Raw genomic sequence first — 11,031 nt, 5'->3', positions numbered from 1 at the left:
GTAGAACAGATTTATTACCGTGTTCTTACTGCATTTTATCGTCATTCCAATTCGTGTTCAGAAAGAAAGTGAGTTTCTCTTACAGACCTCGATTTTATTGTCTTGACAAAGCGGGGCACTATACTATCTCCATCTCCTTTTGGATGACGTTTTTGCCTGGAATAAATGGAGAGAAAAGCTGTCTGAAGATGTCATCATTGATTTGAGTGATGTTGACTTTGTGACCAAAGGACAGAAGGTGGATTGGAGTGGAGCTAATTTGTTTCGGGCCTCTTTAAAATGGGTAAGGCTTGATTCAGAACTACTACAACTTTTCTTTGGTACCGATGACGATGTATGTTCCTCGTGATCATGAGGTACCGTAGGATGGTCTCTACGCCAGTGAGTCGCTCCTGGGATCGACCGAGCCGCATCTGCTCCCTTGTTATTGATCGACAAGGTATGATCAGGCATCGCCCACCTTGCCTGTGCTTCTTTTCAGGATTGGGCTGATCGGCGTGGTGCATTGAGCATGCACGCTTCTTTATTGGATTTTCTGAAACGATCGAAACACGATAGAAAGGAGGAGTATTTCTCAAGAAGAGCCTGATTGGTGTCTTCTGCCTTTCTGTGTGTTTTTTTCAAGAACGGCAATCTTACCAGAAGCAAAACAAAGAGACTGCTCAGATTTTAGCCCAGCTTGAGGTGAACTGTCGTGCCCAGGTGGTCGCTTCTTCTCATCAAAGAACAAACACCGGAGCGGCGTCAGCTCTTCGTTTGAGAGCCAATCAACACGTCACGTGTTATCATGAGAAACGCCTGGAGTGCTGGCGAAAGCCATTTGTCTTTGTGTCGCACCATTTGGGTGACGACTTGCAACTCTGGCCCTGCCCACGCGAGAACTGCGATACGACCTGATTGGGCTTCTGCCGCAACATCAATCGCTGGTAAGACCGCCACTCCCATCCCTGACATCACGCATTGTTTGATCACCTCAATACTATGAAATTCCAGGATCATAGCTGGCTGAGCATGACCCTCAGCCAGTGCTCGCTCAAACAAGACGCGGTAACTACATCCCGGCACCGTCGCCAAGAAGGCTTCGCCCGCCATATCTGCTGGATAGACGTGTTCTAAATGTGCTAAGCGGTGTTCTGGACTGACCACGACCACCAGCGGTTCCACGACTAATGGTTCGATGATGAGATGAGGATCTTCTACAGGAGTTTCCAAGAGAAACGCGACATCTACGTCCCCTGCGGTGACCATCTGTCGTAAGTGCGTACACACATTGGGGCGAAAGCTAAGTTGAACCTGGGGAAAGTGCTGACGAAAGCGTTGCAGAACGAGAGGCAAGCGATAACTACACAGCGTCTCCGGGGCACTGAGCACAAGTGTTCCTGCTGGCTCTTCCCCTCCCGGGATCGCCAGACGCGCTTCCTCTGTGAGCCGGATCATGTGGTCGGCATAGTCGAGCAAGCGGTGCCCCGATTGGGTAAGGACAAGACGTTTTCCAAGGCGATCGAAGAGCTTGACACCAAATTCGTCTTCCAGCGCGTGAATGTGGTCGGAAACGCTGGATTGGGCATAGTGTAACACGGCTGCGGCCTGGGTGACGCTTAACAAACGAGCAACAGTACGAAAGGTGAGCAAATAACGCAATTCCATGCGGTTCCTCCATCCATCGGCGTAGCCGAATGATTGCATCGGAGAGTGGCGTTGCACCGATTATAGCACATGCGGTATGCTCTTCGAGAGAGGGATAACCTCTCACACAAGAAAGGATGTGATCAATGAAAACCATTGGGTTGCTTGGCGGATTAAGTTGGGAATCCTCCCGCGAATACTATCGGATTATCAATGAAGCCGTGCGAGAGCGTTTAGGCGGAGTGCATTCTGCGGCCTGCATTCTCTATTCGGTGGACTTTGCCGAGATCGAAACCTTGCAGCATCAGAACCGTTGGGAGGAGGCGGGCACCCTCTTGAGTCAAAGAGCAGAATACGTCGAGCGTGGGGGTGCAGAACTTCTCCTCATTTGCTCCAATACGATGCATCGAGTCGCAGAAGCCATTGAAGGCCGACTGACTATTCCGTTGCTGCATATCGCCGATTCCACAGCGGAGGCGATCACCAGGCACGGAATCCGCACCATTGGATTACTTGGGACACGCTTCACGATGGAACAGCCTTTTTATCGAGGCCGACTGGAAAGCAAGTATGGATTGAACATCCTCATTCCTCCCGCAGCAGAGCGCCTGGTCGTCCATGAGATCATTTATCACGAACTGGTGCGTGGGATCATTACCTCAGAATCGAAACATCGTTACCAAGAGATCATCGCAGGATTGATCAGTCGTGGTGCAGAAGGTATCATTTTAGGCTGTACGGAAATCATGCTGCTCATTCGTCCTGATGACGTGATGCTCCCTACCTTTGACACCACCACCTTACATGCCCTGGCTGCAGTCAATATGGCCCTGGCAGTTCCTTCTGAGACGCCATAATGGAATGCTTCTTCAGATTGGGGCAGAAAAAGAGTCCAATGATCTCTGTGTTTTACTTATGATATTCCCACGAGTTGCGCAACGAGCTAACCCCAAGTAGCAAACAAGCCTGAAAATGTGCCTCCTTACAGAAAGAAAACAATCAAGACCCTTTCAGTAAGGAGGACTCATGACCAGTATCGCGTATTCTCCGGTCAACATCCAGGCTTCAGCACAATCAGCCCCCGTTCTGCCCTGCTGGTTCGGGGAAATCATGTTGATCATTCACCACTTACACCGTCAGGGGGTGCTTGCCGGCATCGAGGAACAGGTGCGCTTTGCCCGCCAACGCTTCGGACACTACGACGTCATCGATTTTGTGGCCGTGCTCTTCGGTTATGCCATCAGTGGCGAACGTACGCTGGAAGCCTTTTATGAGCGGATTGCGCCCTGGGCAAGCCCGTTCATGGCGCTTTTCGGGCGCGACCGCCTGCCCGCTCGTTCCACCCTCAGTCGCTTTCTCGCCGCACTCGACCAGGCCACTGTTGAATCCCGCGCTCTCTGTTTCTGAAAGATCTGCTCCTCGTTCACCCAAGAACGAGGAGCAGCCAGATGGACTGTGGGACCGGCAAAGGAACCACTTCCGCGTCTTCGATGTGGATGGCACACGCGAGGCGGCCCGCCAACGCGCCTTGCCTGTGACTGCAGATCAACCAGTTCCCACGCGGCGTTTGCGCCCGCTGTGTGCCCCCGGCTACACCGGTCGCAAGCGAGGGGAAGTCGTGCGCTCGCGCACCACGGTCTTACAGGCCCATACGCATCAGTGGCTTGCCACATTTGGCAACCCTGGCAACGGAGAGTACCGAGTGGAACTGCGTCGGGCGGTCACGGCCATTCAAAGCTATCTCCAGGCGCATCATCATCCCGAGGAGTGTGCGCTCCTGCGTCTGGATGGGCAATATGGGACCGGTGCAGTGATCGCGGATCTGGCTGGCCTGTCTTTTGTGATGCGCGGCAAAGACTATCAGATCTTGAAGCGAGCTGAGATCCAGGCGCACCTGAAACTGCCTCCGGATCAGCACCTCACCCACCCGGAAAGCGGGATGGTGCGCGCGCTCTATGATTGTCCGGAACAACTCCTGAGCAAAGCAGGCAAGCGGGTTCGCATCATCGTTGCGACCCATCCTGCTGGCAAGACGAAAAGCCGGATTGGCGTCGAAAGGGATGGCATCGTCTACGAACTGTTCTTGACGAATCTGTCCCAGGACGGTTTTACTGCTGCTGATGTGGTCGCCCTCTACTTGCATCGCGGCGCGTTTGAGAATGCTTGAGCCGATGAAGACCAGGAGCAAGACCCTGACCGGTGGGTCTGCCATACCGCATCGGGTCAGGAGGCATGGCAACTCATCAGCCAATGGGTGTGGAACCTCCGCCTGGAGTTGGGGCATCAGCTAGCTCCCGACCCGGTGCGTACCACCGAGTTTGCTCCTGCTTTCCCTCTCCCCCCTCTCCCCCCTGCGCACAAGGAGATCCCCTCATCTTCTCCTGCTCAGGGGTACGGGGCGGCAGAAGTCGCCCTGCCCTGGAAAACTGGCCGCTTCTCAGGTCGCGACGTTGCCCTTCAGCCGGATGGAACGCTCCGCTGTCCTGCCGGGCAATTGCTCGTCGCGCACGAGCGTCGCCGAGAAGCCGATGGAAGCCTGCGCATGGTGTATGCCGCCAGTATCCACAGTTGCCGCCCCTGTCCTCTGCGTGAGCAGTGTCAATGGAATGGCAAAGCCACTGGGAAACCTCGTCAGGTGAGTGTGCTGCTCCACCCGCTCGTCATTGGCTCGGCTCCCCTGCTCTGGCGTGACTGGAGCCGCAGAGAGCACCGGCGCGCCTGTATTCAACTCGTGCGTGATCAACAGATCGAGGTCGAGGTGCGGCTTGCAGAGGACGCATCCCGCCAGGGGAGTTCTCTGCCTTCGCCTTCGATCCTTTCACGGGCGCAGCGGGCGCACTTTCGGCTTTCGTGGTCAGAGCGCCTCACTCGCAATGCGCGTGCGCCAGCCGAGGAGCCAGTCAGCATCAAGCTCTTCGGCGTGCCAGACACGTTTGTTGACTTCCTCGGTCTGCGGGTTGCGTAACCAATTACGCTGCTGAGAAGATGGGGGCTCCTCGGACAGGTGGACCTCTCCGAGCGGGGACTCATGGCTTCTTCCTTCCGCTTTGCTTCCGTTCCTCTCATCTGCTGCTGTTTCTGCCAGCACGTTTGAGGACCATGTCTCGCTCCGGGCGGCTTGCCCCCTCTCACTCAGCAATTAGCTCAGCTACAACCTCGTTGCGCAATTCGTGGGTACAATCCGACCAGCGGCAACAACTGGGTCGAAGGCGATGGAGCACAGTATAACTGGCTGGTACCTTTCAATCTGGCGGGGCTCTTCGCCAACGAGGGCGGCAATAGCGCAATCGTCACGCGGCTCAATACCTTCTTTACACAGCTGAATGGCGGTCCTAACTCGTCCTATGCATTCTTAGGCAACGAACCAACACTTGAGACACTGTGGCAGTACGACTACGCTGGTGCTCCATATCGTGCACAGGACGTTGCCCGGCAGGTTGAAAACACGCTGTTCTCGACAGGACCAGGCGGTCTCCCTGGTAACGATGACCTCGGCGAGACCTCATCGGACTTTGTCTTCGCAGCGCTCGGGATGTTCCCTGAGACTCCTGGTACCGCGAACCTGGCACTATCCAGTCCGCTCTTCCCGAGCATTACACTGACCCGACCGGGCGGACAGACCATCCAGATCAATGCACCAGGGGCGTCTGCAACAACCTACTATGTCCAGAGTCTCGCGCTAAATGGGAGCGCGAGCACAAAACCATGGCTACCTGCATCCTTCATCGCCAACGGTGGTACCCTCGACTATACGCTCTCCAGCACAGCCAACACAACCTGGGGGAGCAATCCAGCCGACGCACCGCCTTCGTATGGTAGCGTCAACAGCGCCAGCAGTACTTTCTCCACTGGCTTTGAGAGCGGCAGCCCGCTACCAACCTACGTGAATGATTTGGATAGAAGCATACCCACGGGTTGCTGGTAGCCCAGACGACCGCGTGTCACGATGACCAGCACTAGCGCAACGATACCAAAACCGATCAGCAGAGCTATGTTACCATTCACCAGTATCCATTGTGTTGAAAAGATACTCACTGCCGCGACCGAGCCGAAGGCATCAAGGGTTGCATGCATCAGGATGGCAATGAGTAAGCTGCCCCGCGAGTGGTTGAATACCCAGGTGATCACGATAGTGAGGCCCACATTGCCAATGATCTCCAGAGCGATTAAAAGCCCATTTGCTCCATGGCCCCAGTCTGTCAGGTACAGAGGCAAATGCCAGCACTGCCACAACACACCAAGGATCACGCTTCCCAGCAAAGGTCCATAGCGTAGTTGCAGACGAGGCAAGGCAAATCCTCTCCATCCGGGCTCCTCTGCCAGTCCGCTGGTACAGATCTCCAGGATCAAGAGCAACGGGAAGAACAAAACAAATTGAGCAAGATTGACATGAAGCGCCGCTACGGCTCCTGGCATTATCATCAATCCCAGCAGAATGGTGGCAGGAACACCAAGGAGGGCAGCCAGATACCACTGCCAACCCACGCGCCACAAGACGAAGCGGTGTAACAGACGGCCGACGCCAGGTTTGCCTTCAGTGACAGCCGCCATGATAAACCCAGACATGAGCGGTCCCATATATGCTCCGGGGAGGGAGGCAAACTGAGAAAGACTCACAGGCAAGAGCTGTAGTCCACTCTGGGAAAGCACATACGGTATCCATCCCAGCCAGGTGAAGCCAAAGGCCATCACAAAGTAGCAGAGCAGTGGATGGCGTTGCATAAAGCGCCGCAGGCCATTTGAAGAAGAGACAGTAGGACGAGCGGATGACGTGATGTCCACGTTAAAACTCCTTATGTTAGTAATACAATGGTGACATTTCTCCTTTGTAGAGCTTCCACCACCACTGCTAAAGTTGTTTAATAGGTTTTTCTTAAAACAGGATCATAGGCTTTAATAGGCTTTTCTGCGAAACAAGATGAGAGCAGCAAGTACAGGTATTACTGCCGTGATGAGGCATACCAGATATTCTTTGAGCGGGAAACCGCCTGCCAGATAGGTTTCCTGGCTGCTCCAATAGTGTTCGAGGGTCCAGTTCTGACCATTAGGTAGAAGCGCAGGTAGCCCTACAAACGCAAACGTCAGGAGCATGGAGAAGACCACTGAGCGTAGCGTATCGGGAGAGACGATAGAGAAGAAGAGCGAGATTCCCAATGGGAACAATGTTGCCAACCAGAGCAGTCCTGTTGCAATCAGCACATGCAGTAGATCCTGTGGATGCCCCACGGCAATGCTTACAACTACAATTACGAGGCTGCTCATGACACTTACAGCCAGGAGTAGCCCTGCACTCACTCCATATTTAGTGAGCAAAATGCGTTCTCGGCTGACCGGTTTACTCAGCAAAAAGAAGATGGTGCCCTTACTTACCTCGTTGACAATCAATCCACTCCCCAGGATAATGGCGAAGAATGCCATAACCAACAGACCATTTACCCCAAACCAGTGGTTCCAGAGAAATGCATTGAAATCATGCAGGAGAGGATCTTGCAGCATATCCTGAAAAAGTGCAGACTTACGACTTAGCGTAAACTGATAGTGGCTATATTGGTAAATGGCGATATTGCCAGCAGAGGTCAGTAAGGCCAGCAGGGTGAAGGTAATCACTTTCCAGCGTGCTTCCAGCAACTCTTTCGTTTTCATTTTCCACCTCCTTTGATATATTCAATCAGCAGGTCTTCAAGCTGCACTGAGACTACCTCAAGATTGCGCGGCTCATAGGGGCGTGCTTGAATGCTCTTTGTGAGTGCATCGACATCTCCTTCGATGCGCAGACGTACTGTACGCCCTTCTTGCTCAAACAGGTGTACACCGGGCCAGCGGCGCAGTCTCTCCAGTTCTTCGGCTGGTGGCTGTTCCACGTAGGTGAGGTGGAGCACCTTTTGCATTTCACGCAGATTGTCAACTTCGTCGTTGAGTACGATGCTGCCATGGTGCAGGACGGCCACGTGGTCGGCAATGGCCTCAACCTCTGAGAGGATGTGCGAGGAGAAGAAGATTGTCTTGCCCGCAGCTGCGACATCACTGACGAGGGTTGTGAGGAATACCTGACGTGCGACAGGATCTAATCCCGTCGTTGGCTCGTCCAGGATGAGCAGGTCGGGATCGTTGCCCAATGCGAGGCAGAGAGCCAACTGCGATTTCATCCCTTTGGAGAAGTACTTGACGCGCTTGTTTAATGGCAATTCAAACGTATGAATGTAGCGATTAACTATTTCCTGATTCCAGTGTTGTTGCATATCTCGGCAGAGATGACATAACTGGGAGATGGTTAAGTATTCATAGAGACTGTTTGTCTCGCTGACATAACTGACACGTCGGCAGATCTCACGTTGCTGACTGACCACATCATAACCAAGCACTCTGGCACGACCGCTATTCGGTGGCCGGAAGCCGAGCAGGGTTTTGATGGTGGTGGTTTTGCCTGCTCCATTGGCCCCTAAAAATCCGTAGATCGAACCAACGGGCACTTCCAGGCTCAGTCCTTTGATGACCGGATTTTTTCCATAGTTAACGGTCAAGTTCTCAATCTCAATGGCTATGTTACTTATCAACGCCTGCGCTGAAGTATTTCTACTCTGCATCCTTAATGTGTTATCATTCATAATTTGCCTCTCTGTTGCCGCTTTGTAAAGAACTGCTTCATTGCTTCCTCAAAGTGGGCCTGCAATGCTTCAGCACTTAGTCCCAGTTCGCTGGCATCATGGACCAGTGTCCGCAGATTCTCTAGTAGCGCCTCTTGCTGTCGTGCCCGTACTGTTTCCTCTACTTTGCCGAGTACCACTGTCCCTTTCCCTGCTCGGCTCTCAATAAAGCCCATACGCTGAAGCTCATTATAGGCTTTGACGATCGTGTTGGGCGCAATTGATAGCTCGCTGGCGAGTTCTCGCACTGATGGCAGGGTGTCTCCCGGTGAGAGCGTGCCGACTTCGAGAGCGTGCTGAATCTGTTCAATCAACTGCACATAGATAGGGACGTTGCTTCGTGTACTGACATGTAACCAGATTGCCATGTTTTTGCCCTCATCTATCAGTGTGTTATAATATTGATACATTGATGACATGATACAGTGTAAATACGAGGTTGTCAAGGGGTATGTGTCAGGTGGATAGCGTTATCGGTGGCTGCAAAGTCGCTCAGAGAAAGCGAGATTGGGCTTTCTCTGAGCTCAGCGAGGGTTATTTTTAGAGGAAATTACTCGTTTTGATTGTGTCGTTATAAGAGGGCTATTATACCCAATCGTGGTATGGATTTGTCAGGCAGCATACCAACAAAGTATGGGAATGTTCAACTGTTGTCTGAAGTTGATGTAAAAGGCAAAACAATTACGCTAGATGCGCCTTCTGTATACAACGATGATGGACCTATAGAAAGAGGCAAAGCATTAGCTGCTATAATTCAAGGAAGAAGTGCTTTATTTAAGTTTTTAGCCAACCAAGGACTTGATAGATTAGAATGGTCTAATGTGGAACGAGTAGCAGGGAGCTCTAGCGTGAGGACAAGATCAAGATTGTGGAATCCTGTTGATCTTACACCATATCGTGATCAATAGTAATACTTTAGGAGAATGGGATAATGAGGTCGTTCAATCAACTTGTTGCTGAATATCAAGAGCATGCTCGTCTTACAGCTACTATTGATGAGTCTATTGTTCGTCTGCATGCAGAGAATGTTCCTTTTATGCAAGCAGCACAAGTGCTTATACGTGTCGTAGATTTTGAAGATGCTCGACTAAAGTTGCAATCGTATGCGCTATGGGAGAATGAGTTGCGCCTTTCAGATACATGTCTTCAACTCAATGAAGAGTACAAAGAATATGTCCAGAGCAGTGCTAATATGGAACAAGTCATTGTTAATCTTCATACTCAACACACCTGTTTCTGATGCGCTGTATGTGTTAAGAAGTATATTTTGGATAAATATGAAAGAAGCTAAAGTACGGCTTTTAAGCCATCCCGAATGGATGCAAGAACAAGATTTTATGGAAGATTTATCTGATGCAATTAACAGTGAAAATGATTTATGAGTTGCAAAAATCATTTTTGATTTTTATAGAAAATGGAGTGCTACGGGAAAATTAGTCATAGCTTTTCAGATGATTATTACATGTGAATTCGGCAATTAAAATGCTGTTGCACTGGCAAACGCCTCAGTGGCAAAACACGCAAAGGGAGCCCATAGTTGCGGACAGCTCTGGTTGAAGCGGCGCATGCTGCTACCCATTGTAAAGAGTCCTACCTTTCTGCACAATATCATCGCCTCGTGCTCCGGCGAGGAGGCAAGAAAGCGACGATTGCGGTGGGACATACCTTGTTAGTGATCGTGTATCATGTCTTAGCTGATGAGAAAGACTACCAGGAACTGGGAGGCAACTTCTTCGACGAACACGATCGGCAAGCAGTCCAAAAGCGGCTTGTTCACCGCTTAGAGATGCTTGGGTATGAGGTCACCTTAGCGCCAACCTCACCGGCTGCTTAGTGCTCGCATGAGCCAGAGCGAAACATCTCCATGAACCGATAGCACTCTGCTTCTCAGTTGAGGAGTGTTGTACTCTCTGCGATCATTTGCACGGCTTTCCTTTTTCAGGGGAGAGGGTCTTACGGGTAGAGGTTTTTGGGTGGATGACCAACGTTCCCAGACAACGTAGGCCTCATCCTTTACGGTGAGGCTCCGTGAAACGTACGCAACAGTCCCTTTTACCGCTTCTCAGAATCTGAAAACGAAGGATGGAGTGGCGAAGGGAGCTTGAGCGTACGAGTAAGGGAGCCCGACCGCGAGGGATCGGACCTACGTTGATCGCATAGATGTATCTACCTGTATGTTCCTATTAATTCTCATGTCTCTTGATGCGTGCTGTATCACGAATTTCTTGCAAATTTAGCAGTTCAGCTACTTCATAGGTTGTAATAACACCCTTTTGGGGTTTGAGACGAATGAGCGTGGGAAAATGACCTATCCGACCATGGAGTTCGGCCAGTAGCGCGAATGCTGCTGGCGCATAACCGGGTGGATTAATGAGCAGTGTACTTGTTTGCAACTCTTCAGATGAGAGTCCTGCTGCATTTACGATAGTGATGATTTGCTGGTCAAGTGGTTCATCCTGATTGATCTGCACGGGTATAGTACGTATATCATCGATCGCCGCTGCAGCGAGCGTTTCTATTTGTGTTCGCTGTTCATTCGTTAAGGGATGACTGAAGTTAAGTAGAAGCATTCAATTAGATCCTCCGATACTTTGGATTTTTCGCTTCCTGTTCCATAATACGAGCGATATCTGGTAATTGGAATTCCCCCGAATTTGGAGGGTCGGAGAAGAGAAATCTGCTATACTCATATCAGGAGGGTTCAATGGGCAAATCTCAACCGATCTATACCAAGGAATTCAAGCAGCAAGCTGTCACACTC

At 51.4% G+C, this 11,031-nt stretch carries 13 protein-coding genes; 7 read left to right on the top strand and 6 right to left on the bottom strand.

What is annotated here, in order from left to right; genetic code table 11:
* Nucleotides 1-744: 744 nt before the first annotated feature.
* Nucleotides 745-1,647: a LysR family transcriptional regulator gene (locus F1593_RS25970; protein ID WP_149404469.1), complete on the bottom strand. Its 903-nt coding sequence runs from the start codon at nt 1,645-1,647 to the stop codon at nt 745-747.
* Nucleotides 1,648-1,772: 125 nt separating this feature from the next.
* On the opposite strand from F1593_RS25970, the gene F1593_RS25965 reads away from it, so the two are divergent.
* The 4 genes from F1593_RS25965 (at nt 1,773) to F1593_RS25955 (ending at nt 5,551) form a co-directional block, all read left to right on the top strand.
* On the top strand, nt 1,773-2,483 hold the full coding sequence (locus F1593_RS25965; RefSeq protein ID WP_149404468.1) for an aspartate/glutamate racemase family protein: 711 nt from the start codon (nt 1,773-1,775) through the stop codon (nt 2,481-2,483).
* 413 nt (nt 2,484-2,896) lie between these two features.
* Nucleotides 2,897-3,793 (top strand): hypothetical protein, encoded by an 897-nt coding sequence (locus tag F1593_RS29500; protein WP_235932708.1) that lies wholly within the window; start codon nt 2,897-2,899, stop codon nt 3,791-3,793.
* 108 nt (nt 3,794-3,901) lie between these two features.
* Nucleotides 3,902-4,591 carry a hypothetical protein gene (locus tag F1593_RS29495; RefSeq protein ID WP_235932707.1) on the top strand — a complete coding sequence of 230 codons (690 nt, stop codon included), beginning with the start codon at nt 3,902-3,904 and terminating at the stop codon, nt 4,589-4,591.
* Between the two features lie 153 nt (nt 4,592-4,744).
* A complete protein-coding gene (locus F1593_RS25955; protein WP_149404467.1) occupies nt 4,745-5,551 on the top strand; it encodes a glycoside hydrolase domain-containing protein in 807 nt (268 codons plus the stop codon).
* Here the strand turns inward: F1593_RS25955 and F1593_RS25950 are convergent.
* From F1593_RS25950 to F1593_RS25935, 4 genes are all read right to left on the bottom strand, one after another.
* The gene (locus F1593_RS25950; RefSeq protein ID WP_149404466.1) at nt 5,506-6,408 is read right to left on the bottom strand and encodes a CPBP family intramembrane glutamic endopeptidase; all 903 of its coding nucleotides are present in this window, start codon (nt 6,406-6,408) and stop codon (nt 5,506-5,508) included. The two genes, F1593_RS25955 and F1593_RS25950, sit on opposite strands and share 46 nt — an antisense overlap.
* Before the next feature lie 111 nt (nt 6,409-6,519).
* Nucleotides 6,520-7,269, bottom strand: coding sequence for an ABC transporter permease (locus tag F1593_RS25945; RefSeq protein WP_149404465.1), 750 nt, complete (start codon nt 7,267-7,269; stop codon nt 6,520-6,522).
* On the bottom strand, nt 7,266-8,231 hold the full coding sequence (locus tag F1593_RS25940) for an ABC transporter ATP-binding protein (protein WP_149404464.1): 966 nt from the start codon (nt 8,229-8,231) through the stop codon (nt 7,266-7,268). Before F1593_RS25940 ends, F1593_RS25945 begins: the two co-directional genes overlap by 4 nt.
* On the bottom strand, nt 8,228-8,638 hold the full coding sequence (locus F1593_RS25935; RefSeq protein WP_149404463.1) for a GntR family transcriptional regulator: 411 nt from the start codon (nt 8,636-8,638) through the stop codon (nt 8,228-8,230). The genes F1593_RS25940 and F1593_RS25935 overlap by 4 nt, the downstream gene beginning before the upstream one ends.
* A gap of 282 nt (nt 8,639-8,920) precedes the next feature.
* On the opposite strand from F1593_RS25935, the gene F1593_RS25930 reads away from it, so the two are divergent.
* The 3 genes from F1593_RS25930 to F1593_RS25920 all read left to right on the top strand — a co-directional run bounded on the left by F1593_RS25930 (nt 8,921) and on the right by F1593_RS25920 (nt 10,104).
* Nucleotides 8,921-9,178 (top strand): hypothetical protein, encoded by a 258-nt coding sequence (locus F1593_RS25930; RefSeq protein ID WP_149404462.1) that lies wholly within the window; start codon nt 8,921-8,923, stop codon nt 9,176-9,178.
* Nucleotides 9,179-9,201: 23 nt separating this feature from the next.
* Nucleotides 9,202-9,510 (top strand): hypothetical protein, encoded by a 309-nt coding sequence (locus tag F1593_RS25925; protein ID WP_149404461.1) that lies wholly within the window; start codon nt 9,202-9,204, stop codon nt 9,508-9,510.
* 297 nt (nt 9,511-9,807) lie between these two features.
* Nucleotides 9,808-10,104 carry a hypothetical protein gene (locus tag F1593_RS25920; protein WP_149404460.1) on the top strand — a complete coding sequence of 99 codons (297 nt, stop codon included), beginning with the start codon at nt 9,808-9,810 and terminating at the stop codon, nt 10,102-10,104.
* Between the two features lie 349 nt (nt 10,105-10,453).
* On the opposite strand, the gene csx15 is transcribed toward F1593_RS25920, so the two are convergent.
* Complete coding sequence (csx15, locus tag F1593_RS25915; RefSeq protein WP_149404459.1) at nt 10,454-10,840, bottom strand: CRISPR-associated protein Csx15; 387 nt, start codon at nt 10,838-10,840, stop codon at nt 10,454-10,456.
* Between the last annotated feature and the right edge of the window lie 191 nt (nt 10,841-11,031).

The sequence above is a fragment of the Dictyobacter arantiisoli genome, assembly GCF_008326305.1.
Lineage (GTDB): Bacteria > Chloroflexota > Ktedonobacteria > Ktedonobacterales > Ktedonobacteraceae > Dictyobacter > Dictyobacter arantiisoli.
This window is presented reverse-complemented; position numbering and strand designations above follow the sequence as displayed.

Excerpts from the sequence above, each read along its gene's own strand:
- F1593_RS25945 (WP_149404465.1), bottom strand. The coding sequence starts at position 7,269 with ATGAAAACGAAAGAGTTGCTGGAAGCACGCTGGAAAGTGATTACCTTC.
- F1593_RS25925 (WP_149404461.1), top strand. The coding sequence starts at position 9,202 with ATGAGGTCGTTCAATCAACTTGTTGCTGAATATCAAGAGCATGCTCGT.
- F1593_RS29500 (WP_235932708.1), top strand. The coding sequence starts at position 2,897 with ATGAGCGGATTGCGCCCTGGGCAAGCCCGTTCATGGCGCTTTTCGGGC.
- F1593_RS25940 (WP_149404464.1), bottom strand. The coding sequence starts at position 8,231 with ATGAATGATAACACATTAAGGATGCAGAGTAGAAATACTTCAGCGCAG.
- F1593_RS25965 (WP_149404468.1), top strand. The coding sequence starts at position 1,773 with ATGAAAACCATTGGGTTGCTTGGCGGATTAAGTTGGGAATCCTCCCGC.
- csx15 (WP_149404459.1), bottom strand. The coding sequence starts at position 10,840 with ATGCTTCTACTTAACTTCAGTCATCCCTTAACGAATGAACAGCGAACA.
- F1593_RS25970 (WP_149404469.1), bottom strand. The coding sequence starts at position 1,647 with ATGGAATTGCGTTATTTGCTCACCTTTCGTACTGTTGCTCGTTTGTTA.
- F1593_RS25935 (WP_149404463.1), bottom strand. The coding sequence starts at position 8,638 with ATGGCAATCTGGTTACATGTCAGTACACGAAGCAACGTCCCTATCTAT.